Origin of the sequence: Pseudobdellovibrio exovorus JSS (genome assembly GCF_000348725.1) — a bacterium.
Lineage (GTDB): Bacteria > Bdellovibrionota > Bdellovibrionia > Bdellovibrionales > Bdellovibrionaceae > Pseudobdellovibrio > Pseudobdellovibrio exovorus.
Genome location: NC_020813.1, coordinates 847,108 through 869,301, shown reverse-complemented (window position 1 = coordinate 869,301; position 22,194 = coordinate 847,108). Strand labels below are relative to the sequence as shown.

Annotated in this window: 26 protein-coding genes and 1 tRNA gene; 9 read left to right on the top strand and 18 right to left on the bottom strand. The window is 41.5% G+C overall.

Annotated features, from left to right (window positions below; translation table 11 throughout):
- Positions 1-62 precede the first annotated feature (62 nt).
- The 4 genes from A11Q_RS04430 to A11Q_RS04415 all read left to right on the top strand — a co-directional run bounded on the left by A11Q_RS04430 (position 63) and on the right by A11Q_RS04415 (position 4,040).
- Positions 63-818 carry a hypothetical protein gene (locus A11Q_RS04430; RefSeq protein ID WP_015469588.1) on the top strand — a complete coding sequence of 252 codons (756 nt, stop codon included), beginning with the start codon at positions 63-65 and terminating at the stop codon, positions 816-818.
- 13 nt (positions 819-831) lie between these two features.
- Positions 832-1,095, top strand: coding sequence for a DUF1844 domain-containing protein (locus A11Q_RS04425; protein WP_015469587.1), 264 nt, complete (start codon positions 832-834; stop codon positions 1,093-1,095).
- Between the two features lie 32 nt (positions 1,096-1,127).
- Positions 1,128-2,321, top strand: coding sequence for a S1C family serine protease (locus tag A11Q_RS04420; RefSeq protein WP_015469586.1), 1,194 nt, complete (start codon positions 1,128-1,130; stop codon positions 2,319-2,321).
- Between the two features lie 180 nt (positions 2,322-2,501).
- On the top strand, positions 2,502-4,040 hold the full coding sequence (locus tag A11Q_RS04415; protein ID WP_015469585.1) for a C25 family cysteine peptidase: 1,539 nt from the start codon (positions 2,502-2,504) through the stop codon (positions 4,038-4,040).
- A gap of 98 nt (positions 4,041-4,138) precedes the next feature.
- On the opposite strand, the gene A11Q_RS04410 is transcribed toward A11Q_RS04415, so the two are convergent.
- The 3 genes from A11Q_RS04410 to A11Q_RS04400 all read right to left on the bottom strand — a co-directional run bounded on the left by A11Q_RS04410 (position 4,139) and on the right by A11Q_RS04400 (position 5,984).
- On the bottom strand, positions 4,139-4,555 hold the full coding sequence (locus A11Q_RS04410) for a hypothetical protein (protein WP_015469584.1): 417 nt from the start codon (positions 4,553-4,555) through the stop codon (positions 4,139-4,141).
- Between the two features lie 162 nt (positions 4,556-4,717).
- The gene (gene trhA, locus A11Q_RS04405) at positions 4,718-5,374 is read right to left on the bottom strand and encodes a PAQR family membrane homeostasis protein TrhA (RefSeq protein ID WP_015469583.1); all 657 of its coding nucleotides are present in this window, start codon (positions 5,372-5,374) and stop codon (positions 4,718-4,720) included.
- A 124-nt stretch (positions 5,375-5,498) separates the two neighbouring features.
- Entirely contained in the window at positions 5,499-5,984 is a 486-nt protein-coding gene (locus tag A11Q_RS04400; protein WP_015469582.1) for a YajQ family cyclic di-GMP-binding protein, read from the bottom strand.
- 145 nt (positions 5,985-6,129) lie between these two features.
- Between A11Q_RS04400 and A11Q_RS04395 the strand changes: the two genes are divergently transcribed.
- Positions 6,130-6,795 (top strand): hypothetical protein, encoded by a 666-nt coding sequence (locus A11Q_RS04395; protein ID WP_015469581.1) that lies wholly within the window; start codon positions 6,130-6,132, stop codon positions 6,793-6,795.
- Between the two features lie 10 nt (positions 6,796-6,805).
- Here A11Q_RS04395 and A11Q_RS14060 read toward each other — a convergent pair whose 3' ends face one another.
- The 4 genes from A11Q_RS14060 to A11Q_RS04375 form a co-directional block, all read right to left on the bottom strand.
- Positions 6,806-7,072, bottom strand: coding sequence for a VF530 family protein (locus A11Q_RS14060; protein ID WP_041575649.1), 267 nt, complete (start codon positions 7,070-7,072; stop codon positions 6,806-6,808).
- 7 nt (positions 7,073-7,079) lie between these two features.
- Positions 7,080-7,155 (bottom strand) — tRNA-Gln (locus A11Q_RS04385).
- Positions 7,156-7,331: 176 nt separating this feature from the next.
- Positions 7,332-7,652 (bottom strand): septation regulator SpoVG, encoded by a 321-nt coding sequence (gene spoVG / locus A11Q_RS04380; RefSeq protein ID WP_015469580.1) that lies wholly within the window; start codon positions 7,650-7,652, stop codon positions 7,332-7,334.
- A 198-nt stretch (positions 7,653-7,850) separates the two neighbouring features.
- The gene (locus tag A11Q_RS04375) at positions 7,851-8,240 is read right to left on the bottom strand and encodes a hypothetical protein (RefSeq protein ID WP_015469578.1); all 390 of its coding nucleotides are present in this window, start codon (positions 8,238-8,240) and stop codon (positions 7,851-7,853) included.
- A 116-nt stretch (positions 8,241-8,356) separates the two neighbouring features.
- On the opposite strand from A11Q_RS04375, the gene A11Q_RS04370 reads away from it, so the two are divergent.
- Both A11Q_RS04370 and A11Q_RS04365 read left to right on the top strand, forming a co-directional pair.
- Positions 8,357-9,973 carry a peptide ABC transporter substrate-binding protein gene (locus A11Q_RS04370; RefSeq protein WP_015469577.1) on the top strand — a complete coding sequence of 539 codons (1,617 nt, stop codon included), beginning with the start codon at positions 8,357-8,359 and terminating at the stop codon, positions 9,971-9,973.
- Between the two features lie 73 nt (positions 9,974-10,046).
- Positions 10,047-10,550, top strand: a complete 504-nt coding sequence (locus A11Q_RS04365) for a hypothetical protein (protein WP_015469576.1) — start codon at positions 10,047-10,049, stop codon at positions 10,548-10,550.
- Positions 10,551-10,585: 35 nt separating this feature from the next.
- Here A11Q_RS04365 and A11Q_RS04360 read toward each other — a convergent pair whose 3' ends face one another.
- From A11Q_RS04360 to A11Q_RS04345, 4 genes are all read right to left on the bottom strand, one after another.
- Positions 10,586-11,443 carry an MTAP family purine nucleoside phosphorylase gene (locus A11Q_RS04360; RefSeq protein WP_015469575.1) on the bottom strand — a complete coding sequence of 286 codons (858 nt, stop codon included), beginning with the start codon at positions 11,441-11,443 and terminating at the stop codon, positions 10,586-10,588.
- Entirely contained in the window at positions 11,440-12,468 is a 1,029-nt protein-coding gene (mtnA, locus tag A11Q_RS04355) for an S-methyl-5-thioribose-1-phosphate isomerase (RefSeq protein WP_015469574.1), read from the bottom strand. The genes A11Q_RS04360 and mtnA overlap by 4 nt, the downstream gene beginning before the upstream one ends.
- Positions 12,465-13,124, bottom strand: a complete 660-nt coding sequence (locus A11Q_RS04350; RefSeq protein WP_015469573.1) for a class II aldolase/adducin family protein — start codon at positions 13,122-13,124, stop codon at positions 12,465-12,467. Before A11Q_RS04350 ends, mtnA begins: the two co-directional genes overlap by 4 nt.
- A 199-nt stretch (positions 13,125-13,323) precedes the next feature.
- Complete coding sequence (locus A11Q_RS04345) at positions 13,324-13,821, bottom strand: hypothetical protein (protein ID WP_015469572.1); 498 nt, start codon at positions 13,819-13,821, stop codon at positions 13,324-13,326.
- A 161-nt stretch (positions 13,822-13,982) separates the two neighbouring features.
- Between A11Q_RS04345 and A11Q_RS04340 the strand changes: the two genes are divergently transcribed.
- A complete protein-coding gene (locus A11Q_RS04340; protein WP_015469571.1) occupies positions 13,983-15,287 on the top strand; it encodes a DEAD/DEAH box helicase in 1,305 nt (434 codons plus the stop codon).
- A gap of 2 nt (positions 15,288-15,289) precedes the next feature.
- On the opposite strand, the gene A11Q_RS04335 is transcribed toward A11Q_RS04340, so the two are convergent.
- From A11Q_RS04335 to A11Q_RS04315, 5 genes are read right to left on the bottom strand one after another with little or no spacing between them, the layout of a single operon-like run.
- Positions 15,290-16,027, bottom strand: a complete 738-nt coding sequence (locus A11Q_RS04335; RefSeq protein ID WP_015469570.1) for a hypothetical protein — start codon at positions 16,025-16,027, stop codon at positions 15,290-15,292.
- A gap of 33 nt (positions 16,028-16,060) precedes the next feature.
- Positions 16,061-16,537, bottom strand: coding sequence for a transcription elongation factor GreB (gene greB, locus A11Q_RS04330; protein WP_015469569.1), 477 nt, complete (start codon positions 16,535-16,537; stop codon positions 16,061-16,063).
- Positions 16,534-17,808: an ABC transporter permease gene (locus A11Q_RS04325; RefSeq protein ID WP_015469568.1), complete on the bottom strand. Its 1,275-nt coding sequence runs from the start codon at positions 17,806-17,808 to the stop codon at positions 16,534-16,536. Before A11Q_RS04325 ends, greB begins: the two co-directional genes overlap by 4 nt.
- Complete coding sequence (locus A11Q_RS04320; protein ID WP_015469567.1) at positions 17,805-18,467, bottom strand: ABC transporter ATP-binding protein; 663 nt, start codon at positions 18,465-18,467, stop codon at positions 17,805-17,807. The genes A11Q_RS04325 and A11Q_RS04320 overlap by 4 nt, the downstream gene beginning before the upstream one ends.
- 2 nt (positions 18,468-18,469) lie before the next feature.
- Positions 18,470-18,913: a DUF3299 domain-containing protein gene (locus A11Q_RS04315; RefSeq protein ID WP_015469566.1), complete on the bottom strand. Its 444-nt coding sequence runs from the start codon at positions 18,911-18,913 to the stop codon at positions 18,470-18,472.
- Between the two features lie 90 nt (positions 18,914-19,003).
- Between A11Q_RS04315 and hisS the strand changes: the two genes are divergently transcribed.
- Positions 19,004-20,263, top strand: coding sequence for a histidine--tRNA ligase (hisS, locus tag A11Q_RS04310; protein ID WP_015469565.1), 1,260 nt, complete (start codon positions 19,004-19,006; stop codon positions 20,261-20,263).
- Here the strand turns inward: hisS and A11Q_RS04305 are convergent, their stop codons facing one another.
- Both A11Q_RS04305 and lgt read right to left on the bottom strand, forming a co-directional pair.
- Positions 20,264-21,061, bottom strand: coding sequence for a dienelactone hydrolase family protein (locus tag A11Q_RS04305; RefSeq protein ID WP_015469564.1), 798 nt, complete (start codon positions 21,059-21,061; stop codon positions 20,264-20,266).
- 2 nt (positions 21,062-21,063) lie between these two features.
- Positions 21,064-22,146 (bottom strand): prolipoprotein diacylglyceryl transferase, encoded by a 1,083-nt coding sequence (gene lgt, locus A11Q_RS04300; RefSeq protein ID WP_015469563.1) that lies wholly within the window; start codon positions 22,144-22,146, stop codon positions 21,064-21,066.
- Between the last annotated feature and the right edge of the window lie 48 nt (positions 22,147-22,194).

Sequence of the window (22,194 nt, the reverse complement as noted above, 5' to 3'; positions counted from 1 at the left end):
CCCTATTATTCTGTCACAAATAGTCTTGATTTCAACCTCAAGTCGTAAGAATATAAATCTCTATGCGTGCCTTGACACAAGTCTGGTTTTTCTTTCTTGCTCTGACATTTCTATTCCTACTACTTGGCTTTCATTTAGCAGGACGCGCCGGTTTATTTATCGCCTTCTTAGTTAGCGTGATCTTAGTTTATGCCACGCTTCAAAGAGGCATTACCCTGTTCAAGAAAAAACTCAACGCGCACGAGTTTTCAGGGAACGATCCATCAGGATTCCTCACTGAGCTTAACAAAAACAAGCTCAACTTTGGCTTTCGTAAAATATATGTCTACAAAACATCACACAAGACCCCACCTTTGATCTGGAAAAGCAAAGCAAATGAAGGACATATTCTTTTGCATGAGCAATTACTAGACAATTTAAACACCGAAGAGATCAGACTCTCGGCGCTGTTTCTGCTGGCTCACTTGGAAAATAGATCCTTTTTAGTCACACCGATTTTATCTGTTATCAACCAAAGTCTACTCAATTTAAAAATTCTTGTTCTGCCTGTTTCTATTTTAATAACGACCTTGTTTCGCATTCCTCGTGATATCTTAGAATCTGACAAGAAATTTAAACTTACGTCCGATGCTTCTCATCACGAAACAGGGTATCTTATTAACAAGCTGCACAACTTTGATTTTCATCATAACAAGAAGGTCTTAGGCACAGAGTACTTTTCTGTATTAAGCATAAGTCATGGATCACTTAATCAATACGGCATCCCGAGTTTAGAATCTAGATTAAAACACTTAATGGGATTTTCTTTATCGAAATGAAAGGAACGACGAAATGAGCTCGAACAACGAACAAAAACTTGAGGCTTCATTTTCTTTACTTATCATGTCCATCGCTTCCAACGCGATGATGGCTATGGGGTTAACTCCAGATCCACAGACAGGAAAAACTGAATCTGATCGCAATATGGCCAGATTTAATATCGACCTTCTCTCTGTTTTGAAGGAAAAAACTAAAGGCAACCTGACACCAGATGAGATCGGATTGCTGGATCATATCCTACAAGATCTTCAAATGAAGTTTGTTCAATTAAAATAAATTTAAACAAGAAGTATTCAGAAAGGATCTCTATGAAAAAAAAATCTCTTATCCTCGTGACCACTCTTTTTTTCAGCTGCCTTTTCTTTCTTATTCCGAACTTAGCCAGCTCACAAACAGTTACTAAAGGCGCTTTGCCTCAACAGCCCCTACCAAAACTCAATCTCAACGATCCTTTGCCTGCCAATTTATTTGTTGAGCTAGCAAAAGCCATCAATCCCGCTGTTGTTAATATCTCAACATCGGCTATTGCTAGAAAAGGACCACGCGACCCTTTACAGGATATGTTGGAACGATTTTACGGCATTCCACCTCAATCTGAAGGTTGGAGTAATCGTCCTCGCCGCGTTGGATTAGGAACAGGATTTATTATCCGTGAAGATGGACTTATCGTAACGAATGCTCACGTCATTAAAGATGCGGACATTATCGAAGTTCAACTGACAGAAAAAGCCGACAAGCAATACAAAGCCGAAGTCATTGGAAGCGATCAAAGAACAGATATCGCTCTGATTAAAATTAAGGCGGACGTTAAGCTTCATGTGGCCAGCCTTGGCTCATCAAAAGACGTTGAAGTCGGTGAATGGGTCGCCGCCTTCGGTAATCCCTATGGTCATGGCCACACTATGACAAAAGGCATTATTTCTTCTAAAGGAAGAGCTATCCAAGAAATCAACAAGTTCCCTCTTCTACAAACAGATGCATCCATTAACCCTGGAAACTCAGGTGGGCCTCTGGTCAATTCACGTGGACAAGTTATTGGTGTTAACTCAGCCATTGATGCAAGGGCTCAAGGGATTGGCTTTGCAATCCCCATCGATGAAGTGAAGTCTATACTTCCTCAACTGGAGCAACGAGGAAGTATTCGCAAAGGATACCTTGGCATCAGCCCTGTAGATTTAGATAATCAAACAGCAGCTTATCTTAAAATGGATGACGACTATCGCGGTGCAGTCGTTGCCGTGGTTCAACCCAACGGGCCTGCAGATAAAGCGGCATTGAAAATCTATGATGTGGTGACGTCTATTGATGGACAGCGCGTTCGTAACGCTCAAGACCTTGTTGATATCATTGCGGATAAAGAGCCTGGCAAAAAGGTCTCTATCAAATACTTACGTAATAATAACGGCCAAGCCATCGAACGAAATACGACTGTTACGATCGAGGAACGTCCCGACGAAAAACAGCTGTTACAACAGAGCTTTCAACGTCGTCAGCGTCGTTAATTACTTTTGGTTAAATACTTTTATAATTAGGGGTTCCCTCAGCTTTTCCGGCTGACGTAGCCCCAATCCGCCCCCCGGCTCCCCTCTTTAATTATTTGCGTTTTCAATGTGCGTCATGGATTGCATGCTGGACAAGTAACCACTTCGGTCATCTAATTATTAATGAGGGGAAATCATCATATGAAATTCAATCTAATTGGTCTTATTTTATTAGCCACGTTGAGCTCGCACGCTGCTGAAAAATTTAAAGTCAGCATCCACTCAACAGATATCAAAATTCAATCCAGCCAAAAGGAAAATGCGTTCACGCATGTTTCGGTTGATGGAACAGAATCAGAAAAAACAGTAGGTGCTCCTGAGCTTCCTGTTAAAAGTTGGCTGGTGCAAGCCAAGCCTGAACAAATCAAAGTTCAGTTCAAATCTTTCAAAACTGAAAAGTTGAGCAACATCAAACCTTATCCAGTTCAAGAACAAGACTGCCGCTGTGCTCAAGACCAAATTAAAACTTTCAAAGTGAATAACAAGTTCTACGCACAACCAATGAACTCAGTAAATATCGACTATCTAGGATCTTACCGCGGAATTCCAGTTAGCCGTGTCGATGTTCGTTTGGGTCAATACAACTCTGAAACAAACGAAGTGGAAATCGTTACCGATGGTGATGTCACTATCAATATGCCGCTTTTCACTTACCCACAAACGGAGCGTAATAGCTATTTAATCGTTAGCCCGCTTGAGTTAGTGGATGGATTAACTGCATTCACTGAATGGAAACGCTCTCAGGGTTATACAGTGCATGTGGAAACAGTAACGTCACCATCGAACGACTTAAATGCCATTCAAGCATTGATTAAAAAGTATTACGACGAACACAGCATTGATTTCGCTATTATCGTTGGCGATGAAAACACAATCCCGATGTTCCGTGTATCTACTTCTGGAAGCTATCAAACACCAAGTGACCTGAAATACTTCACAATGGATGGCGCTGACGACTATATCCCAGATGTTCTTGCTAGCCGTATCGTGGCGACATCTGTTGAACAAGTAACAGCTCAATTGGCGAAGTCGATCGAGTTTGAACAACGTGCGTTCCAAGATGCAAGTGGTTTAAGACGCTTTATTGGTATCGCTTCAAATGAAGGCTCAAACCCTTCTGATAACCAGTACATCACCTCTATCGGCGACCGCCATAAAGAAGTGAATGGCAGCGAAGTTCTTCACTATTACCAAAATGATCGCGAAAACTCTAATCCAGCGGGATTAAATCGCGGTTTGAATACGGGAGCTGCATGGTTGACTTACATGGGCCACGGAAGTGGTACTAGCTGGGATAACCTGAACCAAACTTACTACGTTCGTCATATCCCAGAGATGCGCAATCAAACTGTTGTTAAGCCAATCATTATCGATGTGGCTTGCCAAAACGGACGCCTCTTGAGCCGCTACCTTGGTACTAGCTTTATGAACCCAACAGGTGAAGCGGCTGGTGCTGCGGCTTACTATGGTGGAACTGTGAATATCTCATGGCATCCACCTGCAGTGATGGCACAAGGGATTGCATTCCAACACCTTGAAAAGAAGTTTAAACACTTAGGAGAAGCTTTAATGGCAGGTCAAATGTACTTAGCTTCTCGTTGGAACAACAAAACCCAAATCATCGACAATATGGAATGGTACCACCTACAAGGTGATCCAGGATTAAACATCCAATTCTAAAAATATCTTAAAGATAAAATAAAAAAGGCCGCTCAGATAGCGGCCTTTTTTTATTTCTTAATTTCAAAATCAATATTGTAACTGCAACTGACTCAGACTTATTCGACAGTCACATCACGGCACATGATAGGATACTGAGACTTACCTTGGTTCAACACCCCGTCCATAATATATCCGCCATTATCTAAAATATTTAACTCTAGGCTTAAGTTATTTTTTAAGGAAACCCAGCTCACATCCACTGTATCAATCGTGTTAGCCTGTAAGTTCTCATCAATCAGCACTAATGACAAATCTGTCACACGAGCTTCTGCTGGGGCTACAGCGCGATACAAAACGTGATTTTCTGCACGGATATCAATTACAAAGTGAGGCACAACAGCGCTACCCTTGTTTTCAGTAATGCAATGGATGAACTCAAACTCATTAGGACTTTGAATGGCTAAAGAAGCTGACGAAGTTCCCGCATAAGCAAAAGCACCGCTCAGAATAATCACAAAAAATTTCCAATTCATATTAAACCTCGTGCTGAAGTTTTAATGTACGAGCCGAATAATAACCAGCTTTTAGAAAATGCTTGGAAATAATTACCAGAAACCCAGTCTTCAAGGCCAAAAACTGTCTATACTTTTTTCACTTTAGTGAGCGCGATAACGAATTAAACAACACTAAACGATTTAGACAACAAACATCCACAGGCAAGCGAACTGACAGCCGCTGCCACCAAGAACCAGCATATGCCAGATTCCATGGCCATGCTTGATCTTTTCATCATATAGAAAAACTAAAAAGCCGATGGCATAAAATAAGAACCCGAGCATCACCAAACCGAAGCCCGTCATTCCCAGTCCCATCATCAAGCGGTTGATAACTGGCAAGACAGTGGCACTCATCGCAATGTAGATACAGTTTTGAATAAAACGAGTTTTAGATTTTACAAAAACATCATAGAAAATGCCGACAATCGCCAATGACCATACAACTGTGAGCACCGACCAACCCGCCAAACCATTCACGGCCAAAATCATATAGGGTGTATAGTTACCTGCAATCTTCAAATAGATTCCGATATGATCTAACTTGCGGAAAAACTCTTTTTTGGATTGATGAGCACTGTGATACAGAACCGACAATACGTAAATGCCCACTGTTGAAATTCCGTAGATAATACAGGTCGCGATACGTGACAGATCTGCTTTGTTGATAGCGGTGTAAAGCAAAAGACCTACACCCATGATAGCCAAGATCATCCCAATCAAATGGGTGAAAACGTTCAAACGCTCACCGTGCTCTACACGCAACTTAACTGATGCAACCGACGATTTTAAGGCCATGAAAAATAGAGTAATTCATCTAATGAAATTATTCAAACCAACCTAGACAGGAGTTTAATTTTCATACGCAAAATAAATAATAAAAAGTTTATTTATCTAATGACCTATTCTGTTTCCAGTGAGGTTACGAACGCATGTTTTCAAACTGCAATGGGATCGAAAAATTATGACCCTTAACCGTTTGCATAGTTGTCTGTAACTCATCAATACTCTTAGAGGTCACACGCACTTTATCATCCATAATCTGCGGCTGTACTTTCAACTTTGAATCTTTAATGAACTTCACGATCTCTTTGGCCATTTCTTTTTCAATGCCCTGAGCAAAGGTCACTTTCTGACGAAGTAACTTCCCGCCCGCAGGTTCAATCTTAGATAATTTTAATGCACGAAGATCGACACCACGTTTACCCATTTTCATTTCTAAAATGCTCGCCATGGTCTGTACTTTATATTCATCTTCAGCTAACAACGTGACTTCTTTTTTATCCCAATTCAATTCGGCATTGCTACCCTTGAAATCATAACGACCTTCAATTTCTTTACGAGCTTGATTGATCGCATTGTCTACTTCTTGCATATTTAGTTCTGAAACGATGTCAAATGATGGCATAGTGATTCCTTGTTTTACATTTCGAGCTTACATCGCTCTGACTCTAGACACAACTTTTGCTTAGCCTTATGCGCCAACATTGGATGTAATGCTAAGCGCACAGCCCCCTTTAAATACAAAACAATGTACGCTAGTATCCAAAGTCATGAGCACTCTTAAAGCCCTCTTAAGTTTTTCCCATGTCAGAACTCATCAAGAGGCTTTAGTTCATGCACGTACCATTGCCGAGGAGCTTCTGTTAAACTGGAAAATCAAATCAGCCTGCGGAAGCCTTCATACTTTTGAAGGACTAGAATTTTACTTAAGCATACCTCATGTTTTAGAAGATGATGTAGACAACGCGGGAGCGAGCCATAAAAGAAAAGAGCAATTAACCTCTTCACGATTTTACGTTCATACAAAATCTAAAGGTGATCGCTGGTCCTTACCCATCTTCAATCGCCATGGTGTCGATATCACCTGTGGCAATCCTGATTTAGGAATTTATGCAGGCATTCTAATTCGGCATATTGGTGGAAAAAATCATCAAGATGGCTCTGGACGTGCTTTACGAGTTTTATTAAGAGGTGATATTGGCTTTTTACCTATCTCTCGCAAAAAAACACCACAAAACTTCGGTTGGTCAGAAAAAGAAAAAATGATTCTGCAAGAGCTGAACGGAGCTGATATATTCAGAAACTCAACTGGTATTGAACTTGTGCCATCTTCACGAGATTTTACCGATTTGAAAATAATCGCAAAGAAACGCATCGGTATCGAAAAAACGAAGTATGCAAACGAGCTATTACGGTTTTGTACGAGTGTTAAATAATTTCGAGAAACTACTTATGATCATCACGCGGATCCCAACCGGTATCCTCTCGCCACTGCCAAAGCTTTTCGACTTGTTCGCGTGCCCATGGTGTTCGTCTTAAAAACTTCAGACTTGATTTAATACTGGGGTCAAAGTTGAAACAACGAATGGTGATCTTCTCGCCAAGTCGTTCCCACCCGTAAACCTCCACAAGATCATTTAGCTTCATTTCAAGCGTAATGCCTTCTGCGGGACACTTATTTGTTCTGGGTTTTTTAGGTTTAATTTCAGACATAAAAATTTGGATGGGGTAGCAGGACTTGAACCTGCGAATGGTAGAATCAAAATCTACTGCCTTACCAACTTGGCGATACCCCAACATGAAATGACGTAAAGTTGAAACTAATGAAATTTAGATGAAAGGGCAAGAAAAAATAAGCCCAGAAGGTCTTAAAAACAATCTGGGCTGTTATCTATAGGTTCATCGAAAGATTTAACCGAGCAGGGCTTTCTTTGATTACTCTGTGGTGTCGTGCTAGTTGCTAATTTTCTCGTCAATCATCATGGCCAAAGCTCATCGGAGCCTTTTGCCGTTTCAGATTTACAAGTGTTTCTCCCATAGACCTTAATTGATTTTCGTATGCTTCAAAAACCATATCTTCAATGTGTTGTCGAGTCTCTTGATTCAATGGATGGGCTATGTCACGAAATTGCCCGTCTTTACGCTTCTTACTCGGCATCGCGACAAATAGGCCCTGTGGACCTTGAATGACTTTTAAATCACGAACAACAAAACAGCCCTCAATCGTGATGGTCACGTAGGCTTTTAATCGGTCCTCGTTTACCGGAAATATCTTCACTTCGGTGATTTTCATGCTGCCCCCAGTAGTTTCCCAAGCTGTCGTAAAAACATCGTACAAGTTGCTTAAAAATAGGACACTTATGTCCTTACCTCTGGTATCGGACTCCCCTAGACTGGACTTAAGGACTATCTGGGATTTTAAACAAAAAAAGGGCCAATCTGTATCAGATTGGCCCAACGAAAGGAGCGGGATCACACGATTTATTAAATACTACTCTTCTTTTTTAGCTTTAGCCTTGTTGTGGCCTTTGCGCTGCTTCTTGGACATTTTGATTTCTTTGCGCATTTGGCGCCCTTCTTCTAACGCCGACTTACACGATTCACTTAACTGAAAACCCTTATTCTTCTTTTTAAATTTCTGAACACACTTAATAGCTTTGCGTCCTTCTTCACTGGCACATCCTGCATTCCCAACATCAGCAGCACATGCAGTGCGTACTTTCTCGCGATGAGCTTTAAAGGCCTCTCTGGCCTGCTCGCGTGTAACTGACGAGCGAGGCTCTGTCGTACCTGTATTCGGCACTCCAGCACGATTTTCATTGGCAAAAGCAGTACCCATCATAAAGATCATACAAAGCATTGTGAGAGTTGACTTATTCATTTCTAAATCTCCTTTTTAGGTGTAGGTTTAATCTACCAGTTCAAGCTAAAGACGTGATTAAAAACACATTAATTCTTATTCATAACTTTGACCAAAGTCTGAGTTTTAGAGGTTTTATGGCTTATTTTTTTACAGTTTTGTTTCTATTGTCTTCTTCTTTTGCCTTTGCAGCCCCTTCATCGCTAACGATTGCTATTATTCAAGAGTGGTCTCACTTCAATCCTGTCACCTCACAATTGGCTTCAAATGAGTCATTAGATCCTTTCCTGAATAGAAAAATGATCCGCCACCAAGCCAATGGAAGTGTTGTGGCTGATATCGCTGTCGAGGTTCCCACTCTTAAAAAAAATAAAGCGGTGTGGACGATAAAACCCAATGCCAAATGGGGCGATGGCCAAGACATCACCTGCGCCGATTGGCACTTAGGATGGCAAGCGGGACTGAATCCAAAAGTTTCGGTGATTTCACGCCAATTCTATAACCAAATATCTAATATCGAGTGGACCCCACAAAATCCAAAAGTTTGCACGGTCACCTACATCAATTCAGATTGGTCATACGATCGTAACTTACCTTCGTTACTTCCTTCACACTTAGAAAAAAATATCTACGACAAGTCTAAGAATGAAAGTGAAGGCTATGATCGCAATACACTTTATATCGGCTCGCCCACCAATAAAGGTCTTTACAGTGGCCCCTACACAGTCACGGAATTTAAACTGGGCAGTCATGTAATCTTAGATCGCAACAAGCACTTCTTTGGTACACAGCCACAGATCGAACGCGTTGTGATTAAGTATGTGTCGGATACCAGCGCCCTTAAAGCGCATCTTCTATCAGGACAAATCAATGCCATCGGAGCAGTGGGATTTCCTCCGGACACAGCCCTGAACTTTGCAGAAGACTTCAAAGCCGCTCGCAGTCCTCACCAAGTGAGGTTTCAGAACTCGGGAATATTTCAAGGAATCTATTTTAATTTAGATAAAGAGCCTCTGAAAGATATAAAAGTTCGTGAGGCTCTTAGCCGTGCCGTCGATAAAGAGCGAATCGTCAGTGCTTTTTTTAGCAACCACTTACAAGCAGCAGAGGGAATTTTGTCTCCGCAGCACCCTGCTTACAAAGCTACTTCCTCTATTCATTCTAAGAAACGAGCGCGCGAACTTTTAGATGAAGCTGGATGGAAGGTCGTGACGACTGGTAATAGTAACGGCATCCGACAAAAAAATGGAAAAACTTTAAGTCTGCAATTTAAAACTTCTGCAGGGATTAAGGTTCTAGAAAACATTCAACAATCTGTCTGTAGCGAGTTCAAATCCATTGGTGTGGAATGCATCATCAAAAATGAGCCACCACGCTTGTTATTAGGACAAAGCGTTCCTCGCGGAGACTTTGATTTAGCCATGTATGGCCAACCCGTTCCTATTGATCTTTCTTTAAAAAATTATTTTTCATCGAAAGAAATTCCAACGGCTAAAAACAGTTGGGCTGGTGGTAACAGTATCCGTTTACGTTCCCCCGAAGTTGATAAGCTCTTGATTCAGTTTGAAAAAGAAAACCAATTAACCAAGCGACATGAAATAACGCTGAAATTAGACGAGCTGTTTCGTCAGAATTTTTACCTTTTACCTTTATATCATCGCCGTGAAGCGGTGGTGATTCCCAAGAGTTTAACAGGAATGCAAGATTCCTACGAAGGAACTGTTTTCGCGGCTCCTGAAAACTGGCAGCTGTAGTTTTTATCTGTCAGAATATTTGACAGTCGCTGTTTTTTTGCTTCGCTCTGTGGGGCGTGCTAGACACTGTGATATGAAAATACAGCACGTCCTTAAATCCAATTTCAGAATAGCTCTTATTATTTTATCTCTGATTCCCAATTTAGTTTGGGCGACGACAGCTTCAGCTGCCTGCTGGCAGCAAGAAAATAATCCTGTGACAGGAAAACGCTACTCTTCAGCAACAGAGTATCAAGCTCATCTCAATTTTTGGGCTGGCAAAATGCCAATCATTCCCAATCCGCTAAATCTTGTTAACGGCTACAATCTTTATAAATCAGAACTTCCGAAAATGCGTGGTCTCAGCAACGACAAAGTAAAACATTGTTATGCTGGCTGCCGTATAGCCCAAGAGACTTCTCAAAATACAGCCAATTACATGGGATGGTACAAAGAGCGACAAGATCTCATCGATTGCAATCCCAATACTCGCTTCGAGCATCAAGACTACATTGCCACAGCTTATGGTGCGAAAATCAAAACTAACTCTTCAGCTGACTGTGTTCATACCTGTGAACAAGCATGGAAAAGCAAATAGCCTCGTCAAGAGGCTCACAACCCTATTTGTTAACTTTACTTTAGCAGGACATCTACCCAGCTGCGTTTGTCAGTTGGGATTGCATCCATTGGCATAAACAGCCCTGTGCGCAAACCACCATCATAAGCCAAGCTATTTTTATAGATTTCACCTGACTTCAATAAAACCTTCAGGAATGAAAATGCTTTAGAGTTATTGCCCTTCATCACTTTAATCACTTCTTCTACAGTAACGTGCGGAATAGAGTCATCCCAGCAGTCATAATCAGTGACGAAGCAACAAGGTAAATACGGCAAACCCGCTTCACGAGCCAAGGCATATTCTGGGAAGTTCGACATCCCAATGATATCCGCCTGCATTTGACGATAGGTATTAGACTCTGCTTTTGTTGAAAAATAGGGTCCTTCAATACACACGTAGGTTTGCCCAAAGTGCGCTTTAAAGCTTTGCTCTAATTTATTTTCAACATAGAGCTGCTGCCCAGCTGTCGCCATCACTTCGCATATCGGTTTAGCTAATGACACATGTCCAATTAGGCCACCACCTAAAAAGCTATGCTGTCTTAATGATTTCGTACGATCAATGTACTGATAAGGAATCACCATGTCACCAGGAGCATATTCTTTTCTTAAAGACCCTACCGCACTGAAAGAGACGATGGCTTTGGCTCCTAATTTTTTAAACGCATAGATATTCGCTCGATAGTTAATTTCGCTTGGCAAATGTTCATGGTGCTCACCATGACGGGAAATAAAGAGGAATTCAATTCCTTCCACTCTTACTTTTTTGAATCCACTGGCCGCCAAACCAAATGGCGTTTCGCGATCTAATAACTCAACAACTTCGAACTCTTCAAATTTTTCAAAACCAGATCCACCAATCACACCAATCATTTGAATACTCCGTTTTTCACATCGTTTTTATTATAAACAGCTTTATCTAAAATCCACGCTTCTACCAAAGGGTGTGGAGTCACATCAAAAGAAGGATTGTAAACTTCAATTTTTTCTGGTGCCCACATGAAATCGCCAAAACCTCTGACCTCAGAAGACTTCCGCTGCTCGATCGGGATTTGCTCGCCGCTAGAACATTCAGGATCTAAAGTCGTATAAGGAGCTGCAATGTAGAATGGAATACGATGGTAGTGGCAGTTAACAGCCACACTGTACGTCCCAATCTTATTCGCAAAATCACCATTCGTCGCAATTCGATCAGCGCCAACAATGGCCTTTGTGATCTTACCTAAACTCATTAAATGGGCTGCCATATTATCTGTGATTAAAGTGCATGGGATTCCAAGTTTAGTCAGTTCCCATGCCGTCAGGCGTCCCCCTTGAAGTAAAGGCCGTGTTTCATCTACGTAGACATGAATGTTTTTACCTTGCTCGTGAGCCCGTCTTAAAACGCCCAGCGCCGTTCCAACTCCGGCCGTGGCTAAACCACCGGTATTACAATGAGTTAGAATGCGGTCACCATCTTCAATTAGAGCAGCTCCATTATCTGCAATGCGACTACATAGCTGCACGTCTTCATCGAAAATTTGAACTGCTAAATCCACAATTTCTTGCACTGAATTTGTCTGTTTGATTTTTGCCGTCATGCGATCAACACAAATCATCAGATTCACTGCCGTGGGACGAGCTTCATAAAGTTGGCGGGCCTGCTCTAGTAAGGTTTCTTTATCAATGCTTTCATCTGATTTTTCAAAAGCTAATTTACCGATCATCAAACTGGCGGCCACACCGATCAAAGGTGCACCACGTACACGCAAAGCTTGAATGGCTTCAATCATCTGCTCATTGGTTTCAATCGTCATCCATTTTTCTTGATTAGGCAAAAGAGTCTGATCTAGCAAACGTAAATCAAAACGAGTATCTGAGATATCAGCCTCTAAGGCCAATGATCTAATTTGCTTCATAACAATACCTCACCGATTTTTTTTCGAAGCTCATACAAGTAAGCAATTTCTTCTGCTGGCAGTGGATGTAAGCCACCCAGTTGCTTCGCCGTTGCTAAAATCTGCGCTGAATGTTCAATGCGCTCCATGCCGCGATAAGCCTCATCTAAGCTTTCACCCCATGCGACGGCTCCATGATTACGTAAAATCATAGCGCGATGTTGTGGAAGAAATGGCTTAAGCACTTCACCCATTTGTAAAGTCCCCGGACGAGCATAAGGAACAAAAGGAATATCACCTGTTGCTAAAATCACTTCAGATAGACAATCACTTGGTAGCTTGTCTAAATGAGGCTGTGCAATCGACCATGCAATAGCTGTAGGTGGATGCGCATGGATAATCGCCTTGGCTTTTTCAGAAGATTTAAAAATTTCAAGATGCATCAATCTTTCACTGGAAGGATTACCTTTTAGAACTTTTCCATCCAGACTAATCACAGCCATCTGTTCAGGCTTCATAAAGCCTTTGGCAATTCCAGAAGGAGTAATCAAAATTTCATTATCACTTATACGAAAAGAAATATTTCCGTCCGCGGCGGCTAACATATTACGGCGATGAAGGCGCTCACAAATATCGACGATCTCGCCAGCGATTTGATCAGCTTTTTGACTTGTCATACCTAAGACATACAACGTAGGCTTCGTCTATGGCAACAAGCTTCCCATAGACACATGAGCTGAATGCCCAAGCTTTGTTCAAAAATCTGGATATATGATTGATAAATCACTCTAATCTGACTGGAAAAAGAAAATTGCAGAAGCCCCTATGAAGCTTCTGCAATTCCATTTAAAACTCAATGTATCTAAAAACTAAGTCTTAGAATTTTTTAACAAACTCAACCATGTAAGGACGAGATGGCTTTTTGATCCCTGGCGCGAATCTGCTTACATCTTCGAATCTTTCCATTCTTCTAATACGAATACGGTAACCGCTAAAACCAAGACCTGAGTTTACGTTATTACGTAAAGACCGAATCGCACCCTGCAAGCCATCTTGATTATTTGAAAAACGGAATAGGTTGGGATTCTCAATCACTTCCTCTTCAGGCGCTGCATTCTCTCCAAATGTCACCGGAACAAATTCTTCTGGTAATGACAAATTTAAACGACTGTTTTGAGGTGCTTGCACAAACACCACATCCCCACGATTGTTTGGAATTTGGCTTAAATCAAATGAGTCCCATGCTGTTGGATCTACTTCCCATGAAACTTCAGATGAAGCCACGACAGAGTTAGGTTCTGGCGTCTGTGTTTGCGCCTGTGCGAAAGCAAGTTGACCAGCCAGCAATGCTGCTAAAAAAAATTGTGTTTTCATGAAAACCTTTCCTTTTGTTAGGTCTCTTATCGGGATAATAGGAATCAATATTGAGAAATTTTAGGTAGATCGTCCTGTCATTTTTATGTGATGTCTTATAGTGAAACACTTTAACACAGAATTCAGCTGACAAAGCCACAGTGAACCAGTAGTTTGGGCCGGTGAATACATCTGCATCAACTCCATTTCAGTTTAGTGACCTTGCTTTAATCGAACCCATTTTGACGGCTATTAAAAAAGCGGGCTATCAAAATCCTACGCCTATTCAGCAAATGGCTATCCCCCATCTGCTCAAAGGCAGTGATTTACTTGGTTGTGCTCAGACAGGGACAGGGAAAACTGCTGCGTTTGCCTTACCCATTTTAAATAATATCGTTCAAAATAAACTTTTCGCTGGCCCTAAACAAGTAAGCTGTTTGATCTTAACGCCTACCCGCGAGTTGGCGCTGCAAATTCACGAAAACTTCAAAACTTACTCTGCTAACTTGAATTTGCATATCAATGTTGTCTATGGCGGCGTCGGCATAAACCCGCAAATACAAGCTTTACGCTCAGGCTCTGACGTCTTGATTGCAACACCGGGACGCTTATTAGACTTAATCAGCCAAAAAAGTGTCTCGTTACAAAAAGTCAAAATCTTTGTCCTCGACGAAGCGGACCGCATGTTAGATATGGGCTTTATTCAGGATATTAGAAAAGTCCTTTTCATGATGCCGAAAGAGCGACAGACATTGCTTTTCTCTGCCACGATGCCACCCGAAATCGAAAAGTTAGCATCAACTATGTTGGTTAAGCCAATTAAAGTTGAGGCCTCTCCTGTTTCATCGACAGCCGACAGAATCAAACAGTACGTCATGTATGTCGAACAATCGAAAAAAAGAGAGCTTCTGAAGCATATTCTAGAAGATGCAAATTTTTATCGCGTTATTGTTTTCACAAGAACGAAGCATGGGGCCAATCGCGTTTCAGATGTTTTAACTAAAAGCAATATTCCATCTGAAGCTATCCATGGGAACAAGTCACAAAATGCCCGCCAACGCGCTCTCGACAATTTTAAAAATAACAAAACACGTGTTTTGATTGCAACGGATATTGCTGCTCGAGGTATTGATGTTGATGGCATTACTCACGTTATTAACTATGAAGTACCGAATATTTCTGAAAGTTATGTTCACCGCATAGGTAGAACAGCCCGAGCCGGCGCAGAGGGCGTCGCTATCTCTTTCTGTGATGCTGAAGAAAAGTCCTTTATCCGTGATATTGAAAAGCTAACAGGTCACAAAATTGAAGTGAATCGCGATCATCCTTTCCATTCTGATGCCGTAGAAAATGCGACGACTCTGTCAAAAGGGAAAGCAAAAGCTCAGATTGAAAAGAAAGCGAATTCACCATTTAAAGATTCAAGATTTCAGCCGAAGAAAAAACGCTTTCACGATCGTTTTAGAAAAAATCAAAAACAAAAATAATATTACTGAACCAGTCCGCGAATACTGTCATCAAGAACAGGTTGCGGCTGTGTCATTTGTGGCTGTAACTGAAACACAGGGTCACCAGTCAGGTTAGCTGAAGCTCTACCAATACGATCATTCAAGAACGCCTCATCTACACGTCTTTGTAAGAAGCTTAATGTAGAAAGAGCAATGTCCTTTTGCGGATAAGCTGCGATACTTTCAACGGCTTGAGCTCTTAAGATTGTTTCAATTTCTTTTTTAGGGTCCCACTCCGTTCCATTAACTGTTTTTTTATTCGCTACAAAGTTTTGTAGAACAGTCAATGAAGCGGTGTCATTTTTAATAGATAGTAATTCAACAGCTAAAGCTCTTTTTTCACCATCTTGGTTTTCGTCAGAAATAACTTCGTACAAAGCTTGTACGTCCCTTTGATTCATACCCGCGGCTAATGCTCTTAGTTTTCTTTCCACACCATCAGCATCACCCTGTGACTTCATAATTTCTGAAGCCTCTGTAAAAAACTTTTGACGAAACGCCTCTTCTAAATCTTGAGTTGGAACTGCAGGTGTCACAGTGGGCGCAACTGCCATCATCGGTGCCGCTTCCCTTGCAATAGGCGACTGAGCTGTTGAATCAATAGCAACTGGTGTCGTCGTATTGATGTTGGCAACACGGCGATTAAGATCGTAGCGCACTAAAATCGCAGCCACTAAAATTATAGCTATAAATACATAGTGATGATTTTTAATGTTCATGGCACACCCCTTTGCCTATTTTTTATACTACATTCAACTGAATTCTATATCAATGATAATCATCATCTCTTCACCACTCGGTTTGGCAACTTTGACCTCATCGTCCATTCTTTTGCCTAATATGGCTTTTGCCAGTGGTGAACGCCATGAAATTTTTTTATTCTTCACGTCGATTTCGTCTTCGCCTACAATTTGGTAAGTAACTTCTTCACCCTCTTCTGTCTCGAGGGTGACTTTTGCCCCAAAGACGACCTTATCCGATTTCACCTGAGCTGGGTCGATAACTTCAGCATCCTGTATACGATTTTTCAGAAAAAAAAGACGGCGGTCGATCTCACGCAGACGACGTTTACCATACTGATAATCTGCATTTTCAGAACGATCACCATTGCTGGCGGCCCAAGCCACCACTTCCACAACTTTGGGTCTTTCTACATTTAATAAATCACTGTACTCAGAACGAAGGCGCTCAAAGCCCTCGGGCGTGATGTAATTCTTTTTTTCGCTCATAGCTTAACACTCAACCCATCTTTAAGTGCCGAGCGCATAGCTTTGATTGCAGGAATAAAGCTGATCAACAAACTACTGATCAACATCAGGGCCAAATACAAAAGTTCATTCACCGAAAATAGTGGTGCTTGTAAATACAAGCCATAATTAGATTGCAACCAAGGCCCAAGAAGCATTTCAAATAACACTTTCACTCCACAGGCTAAGATAATCGCCACAGAGCTCAAAATAAAAGTCTCGATCAGAATCAGAGCTAATATATTTTTTAAAGACGCCCCTAAAGCTCTTAATACCGCCATCTCTCGACGGCGCTCATTCAATGCGGTCATAATGGCAATCAACATAGAAATTAATCCCACGAGCATCACCAAGAACGAAATCCCCTTCAACACTTTTTCCACCATGGATAAAGAAGTCCACATCTCAGCTAACACCACACCCGGAATCACGGCTGTTAAAGGCTCTGCCTGATATTCATTAATCCATCTTTGTAATCGCAAAGTTTCAATTCTGTTTTTGGTGCGCAAGAAAAACGAGGTGATTGTTTTGGGCTGTACCATTTCAGCTGTGATTTGATCTACTTTAATTTGCTGATCTTCACTTGGTGCACTTCCCGTTTGCCAATCTAAATGGATAGCTTCCATTCCCTCAAGCGGGATATATAAAGCACGATCCAATGGTGTCCCTGTGGGCTTCATCACACCTACTACATGAAAGGGCTTATCGTCATGTTCTTGAATGGCAATTCCCGTAGTCACCCCGTGAGCCACCACAACTTTGGAGCCCACTTGATAACCCAAAGTCTTCGCCACATCAGCCCCAACAACCACATCAAAATACGATTCAAAGGGCCGTCCTGCAGCTAACTCAATATGTTCTTGCGAACGAAATTTATAATACTTAAAAAAATCTTGATTCGTAGCCACAACACGAAAACCACGATGGCCATCGCCCAAACTATAAGGAATCGTCCATTCCACTTCCGGTAATTGGCGAATTTCATTATAGCTTTCAATAGACACGTTTTGTGTCGCCTGCCCGATATTAAATACAGAATATAAAATAATTTGTAATGGCCCTGAACGCGCCCCCACAACTAAGTCCACTCCGGACACACTTTGTGTAAATCCATCTTGAGCCGCACGCTTGATACGTTCGACGCTCATCAATAACACCAAGCTCAGTACCATCGAGAAAACTGTGAGCACTGTAGAGAACCTACGATTCTTTAATGATTTCCATGCTAAATTAATCCAACTTATCTGTTTCATACTTCAGCCTCAGACTTCACTTGATTCACCTCAGATAAACCGATAGAGCGATCAAACAACTTAGCAATACTCAGATCATGGCTTACAAAAACAACTGTTGTTCCGTGTTTACGACAAAGTGAAAATAAGATTTTCAAAAATCCTTCGCGACGATCGTAGTCTAAAGCAGAGGTCGGCTCATCCGCCAATATGATTTGAGGTTTTTTGATCAATGCACGCACGACTGCTACACGCTGCTGTTGCCCCACTGATAACCGTGAAACTGGGCGATCTACATACGGAGCCAATCCTAAATGCGACAACATGTCATTCAAATCTTCAGTGTCCACATCAGCTTTACGAAATAAAAATGGCAACATGATGTTTTCCATAACTGAAAGGTATGGAATTAAATTAAAGCTTTGGAAAATGTATCCGATTGAATCCGCACGAAAACTATCTAACGCAGCTAAACTCATCTGAGACAGATTTTTTTGATTAATAACTAAATCACCAGAGTCTGCCTTCAGTATGCCCGCAAGAAGCTCCAGCAAAGTGGACTTACCAGAACCGCTGGGACCATGTAAAAATACAACTTCACCTGATTTGATTGATATTTCCGGTATATCCAAAATCGGTTTTTGCGAATATGAAAATTTTAAATTTTTAATCTCAATCATAATTATCTGTAATCTTCTATGATGTCGCCTTCCATCTCGAAAGAGACTTCTCCGTATTGCGACCTAACAGTTGAAACTTTAAACTTCCCATAAACCCAAATCGGAAGACCTGGGATTGGGTCCGTACCTTTTTTCATACGCACGTAGACCATCTGATTCGGCGGAGGAGGCGGTACATGTATGCACGCCTGTGGAGTTGGCACCAATAAGAACTCTGTCACTTTTCTTTGATCATCTTCCAGTGGCACCATAAAGCCAGGAATCTTAATTCTTTGGCCTTCAAGCTGTTGTATTTCTGTAGGAGCGTGTTTAGTGATATAATCCATCTGATTCAACAGACGCCAATCCACTTCAATCCCTTCGCCCTTACCTGCGCCTTGTATAAAGTAGACACCAGCCCCAACAGCGGCAGAAAAGACAAGTAGTGAAATCAGAACCCATTTCATAACACTTCCCTCTTTCAAAGGTTCAATAAAATAGACCTCTTCAAGTAAAGAATAGAGGCATCTTATTGCGTTTTTAAGGATTTATAGGTTATGCTCTACTGGCTTATGAGTAAATACCAAAACGTCCGCGGCACAAGAGATTTGCTACCTGAAGTTAAACAGATTTTTCGTCAAATCGAAGAAACTGCCTACAAAACAGCTAAAAACTACAGTTTTAAAGAAATTGAAACTCCTATTTTTGAATTCTCGGACGTTTTTCACCGCTCACTTGGTGAAACCTCAGATGCTGTCAGCAAAGAAACATATACGTTCACGGATCGCGGTGGTGACTCTATCACGCTAAGACCCGAAGGCACAGCCGGAGTCGTTCGCTCATTTGTAAGTGAAGGTTTAGCTCAGCATTTACCACTAAAACTTTATTACTATGGCCCGATGTTCCGCTACGAACGCCCTCAAAAGGGCCGCTACCGCCAATTCTATCAATTAGGTGTGGAAGTACTTGGCCTTGAATCTGCGTTAGCCGATGTCGAGTGCCTAGATTTAGCATGGAATATCTTAAAACAAATTGGTTTAGAAAATCGCTGTGTTCTTGAAATCAACACACTAGGTGACGTTGAATCTCGCAACTCTTATCGGCAAGCTTTAGTCGAATACTTAACTCCATTCAAAGAACAACTTTCAACAGATTCGCAAACTCGTCTAGAAAAAAATCCTTTACGTATTTTAGATTCAAAAGATGAGGGTGATAAAAAAATCGTTGCAGGAGCTCCATTAATGGAAAATTACCTGAATGAAACCTCTAAAAAGTTTTTCTCGGATGTTATTGCCGGACTTGAAACATTAGGTATCCCTTACAAAATTAATAGCAAACTAGTACGTGGTTTAGATTACTACTGTCACACCGTTTTTGAATTCACTACAACCGAACTAGGTGCACAATCCGCAATTCTTTCGGGTGGACGCTATGATGGTTTAGTCGAAATGCTCGGAGGTCCCAAAACCCCAGGTGTTGGCTGGGCCGCTGGTGTGGATCGCTTAGCTGATCTGTGCTCTGCACACATCGAATCACTTCGTACAGCGCAGGCTCCAATTGCGATTATCGGCCATGGTGATAAAGCACTTGCAGAAGCCATGAAAATTACAAGCGCGTTACGCCATCAAAATAAATACTGCGAAATTTTCTTAACTGGAAACTTTAAAAAGAAATTAGAAAAAGCGAACAAGCTGGGAACAGAAAAAGCGATTTTAATTTTCGAGCAGGAAAATGGAAGCTTTGAATATAAGCTCAAAAACTTTAAAACCGGCGAAGAGATCGCCGGCTCCATTACAGACTTGCTTAAATCAATCTAACTATTGATTCACTTCTGTTAAGAAGTTTTTCACAGCCACGAATGATCTTTTGTCTGCTTGTTCATTGTAAGCAGCGCCCGCTTTAACATCGTTTCCGGCTGCTTTTTCAGTGAAAGAGTGCACCGCACCGCTGTAAGATACAAATTCGTAATTAACACCAGCTTCATTCAACTCTTTTTGGAATTGTAAAACTTCAGACTCTGGAACAAATGGATCGATAGCTCCATGTAATACTAAAATTTTTGTTTTAATTTTTTTAGCGTCGCCAGCTGTTGCTGAAGCCAATCCACCATGAAAACTAATAGCGCCAGCTAGTGGCAAGCCGATACGAGCCATATCTAAAGCCACTGTACCACCAAAGCAATAACCCATGGCCGAGATTTTCTTAGCATCCACTGATTTGTGCTTTTTAAGTGTTTCAAAAGCGGCACGTGCACGAGATCGCAACTCTTTACGATCACCTGATCTATATTTTCCTGCGAGCTCTGCAGCTTCCTTAACTGTTTGAGGGCGTACACCTTTACCATAAATATCAGCAACAAAAGCCACGTAACCCATCTCAGCCATTTGTTGAGCGCGCATCATCACATAGTCGCCAACACCCATCCAGTTATGAACAATCACCACTGCAGGTAACTTCTTACCGGTCTGAACTAAGGCGGCATCGTAAACAATTGCTCCCTCTAATACAGTCTTGCCATCTTTATACTCTACAACCTCAGATTTGATTTCAGCTAAGGCTGCAGATGACACCAATAAAAAACCTAATGAGAGAATGCTTTTTTTAAATAAGTTCATTTTTACCTTCTTCCTACTCTTACACTTTCACCACGTCTCCAGCCGAATACTGTTTGCGACTGTGTACGTGACCAATAAAACATTAACCCTACACCTAAAGCAAATAGACCCACACTTAACCATTGCCCGCGCGTAAGTCCGAATAACTGATATCCAATTTGAATATCTGGCTCTCGAAACTGCTCGTTCACAATTCTAGAGATTGCATACACAATACCAAAACTTGCCGCGATAAATCCTGGTTTACGTGACTTACCTGCAAGGAAGAATAAGACTAGAAATGAAATCAAGCCTTCAGTTAGAGCCGCGAACAATTGCGATGGATAACGAGCATCCAAAGCTGGCGCAATCAGTTGCTTAACAGCCCCGTTCCCATTTTGGATTTCATGAATGATGCGATAAAGAACTGAATAAACTTGTTCTCGCGCTGATGGATCTGTACGGAAGTTCGCAAGCCATGTGCTCCACTGACTAGCTTGCACCCCCAGATTTTCTACCACGCCCGTTAACGTCGACAGACGATCAAACTGATATTGTGGCCAGTTCAAAATATCCGAAGGAAATTTTACAGCATACTGAAAACTTTCAGGAGCAATACGTCCTACTAACTCTCCGTTAATAAAGTTTGCAATTCTTCCAAACAAAAATCCCAATGGGCCTGTGATAGCAGCTAAGTCCAACAGGTAAGCGTAGTTCAAACCATGTTTACGAGCGAATAGTACACATGCCAGCAACACACCGATAACACCACCATGGCTAGCCATCCCACCTTCATTAACAGCCAAGACTCCCCAAAATGGAAAACTTGATTTGAAACTGAAGAACAAGTTCGGATCATAAAAGATACAGTATCCTAAACGACCACCCGCCAAAACACCGATGGCAGCATAAGTAATAAAGTCACCTACCATCTGAGTTGTCAGCCCAGCACGTTGTCTTTGTGCCAGCCATTTAATCAGTTGATATGCAACGATGAACCCCAACATATAAGAAAAGCCATACCAGCGAAATCCAAACTGATCTCCCCACAATGCGGTTTCAGGTAATTTTAAGATAAAAGGGCTCAAATCATGTACATAACTCATAAGCACTCCATGCGTATAATATCAATGCCATATCTTTGCTTGGCTAAG

Excerpts from the sequence above, each read along its gene's own strand:
- A11Q_RS04430 (WP_015469588.1), top strand. The coding sequence starts at position 63 with ATGCGTGCCTTGACACAAGTCTGGTTTTTCTTTCTTGCTCTGACATTT.
- A11Q_RS04425 (WP_015469587.1), top strand. The coding sequence starts at position 832 with ATGAGCTCGAACAACGAACAAAAACTTGAGGCTTCATTTTCTTTACTT.
- A11Q_RS04420 (WP_015469586.1), top strand. The coding sequence starts at position 1,128 with ATGAAAAAAAAATCTCTTATCCTCGTGACCACTCTTTTTTTCAGCTGC.
- A11Q_RS04415 (WP_015469585.1), top strand. The coding sequence starts at position 2,502 with ATGAAATTCAATCTAATTGGTCTTATTTTATTAGCCACGTTGAGCTCG.
- A11Q_RS04410 (WP_015469584.1), bottom strand. The coding sequence starts at position 4,555 with ATGAATTGGAAATTTTTTGTGATTATTCTGAGCGGTGCTTTTGCTTAT.
- trhA (WP_015469583.1), bottom strand. The coding sequence starts at position 5,374 with ATGGCCTTAAAATCGTCGGTTGCATCAGTTAAGTTGCGTGTAGAGCAC.
- A11Q_RS04400 (WP_015469582.1), bottom strand. The coding sequence starts at position 5,984 with ATGCCATCATTTGACATCGTTTCAGAACTAAATATGCAAGAAGTAGAC.
- A11Q_RS04395 (WP_015469581.1), top strand. The coding sequence starts at position 6,130 with ATGAGCACTCTTAAAGCCCTCTTAAGTTTTTCCCATGTCAGAACTCAT.
- A11Q_RS14060 (WP_041575649.1), bottom strand. The coding sequence starts at position 7,072 with ATGTCTGAAATTAAACCTAAAAAACCCAGAACAAATAAGTGTCCCGCA.
- spoVG (WP_015469580.1), bottom strand. The coding sequence starts at position 7,652 with ATGAAAATCACCGAAGTGAAGATATTTCCGGTAAACGAGGACCGATTA.
- A11Q_RS04375 (WP_015469578.1), bottom strand. The coding sequence starts at position 8,240 with ATGAATAAGTCAACTCTCACAATGCTTTGTATGATCTTTATGATGGGT.
- A11Q_RS04370 (WP_015469577.1), top strand. The coding sequence starts at position 8,357 with ATGGCTTATTTTTTTACAGTTTTGTTTCTATTGTCTTCTTCTTTTGCC.
- A11Q_RS04365 (WP_015469576.1), top strand. The coding sequence starts at position 10,047 with ATGAAAATACAGCACGTCCTTAAATCCAATTTCAGAATAGCTCTTATT.
- A11Q_RS04360 (WP_015469575.1), bottom strand. The coding sequence starts at position 11,443 with ATGATTGGTGTGATTGGTGGATCTGGTTTTGAAAAATTTGAAGAGTTC.
- mtnA (WP_015469574.1), bottom strand. The coding sequence starts at position 12,468 with ATGAAGCAAATTAGATCATTGGCCTTAGAGGCTGATATCTCAGATACT.
- A11Q_RS04350 (WP_015469573.1), bottom strand. The coding sequence starts at position 13,124 with ATGACAAGTCAAAAAGCTGATCAAATCGCTGGCGAGATCGTCGATATT.
- A11Q_RS04345 (WP_015469572.1), bottom strand. The coding sequence starts at position 13,821 with ATGAAAACACAATTTTTTTTAGCAGCATTGCTGGCTGGTCAACTTGCT.
- A11Q_RS04335 (WP_015469570.1), bottom strand. The coding sequence starts at position 16,027 with ATGAACATTAAAAATCATCACTATGTATTTATAGCTATAATTTTAGTG.
- greB (WP_015469569.1), bottom strand. The coding sequence starts at position 16,537 with ATGAGCGAAAAAAAGAATTACATCACGCCCGAGGGCTTTGAGCGCCTT.
- A11Q_RS04325 (WP_015469568.1), bottom strand. The coding sequence starts at position 17,808 with ATGAAACAGATAAGTTGGATTAATTTAGCATGGAAATCATTAAAGAAT.
- A11Q_RS04320 (WP_015469567.1), bottom strand. The coding sequence starts at position 18,467 with ATGATTGAGATTAAAAATTTAAAATTTTCATATTCGCAAAAACCGATT.
- A11Q_RS04315 (WP_015469566.1), bottom strand. The coding sequence starts at position 18,913 with ATGAAATGGGTTCTGATTTCACTACTTGTCTTTTCTGCCGCTGTTGGG.
- hisS (WP_015469565.1), top strand. The coding sequence starts at position 19,004 with ATGCTCTACTGGCTTATGAGTAAATACCAAAACGTCCGCGGCACAAGA.
- A11Q_RS04305 (WP_015469564.1), bottom strand. The coding sequence starts at position 21,061 with ATGAACTTATTTAAAAAAAGCATTCTCTCATTAGGTTTTTTATTGGTG.
- lgt (WP_015469563.1), bottom strand. The coding sequence starts at position 22,146 with ATGAGTTATGTACATGATTTGAGCCCTTTTATCTTAAAATTACCTGAA.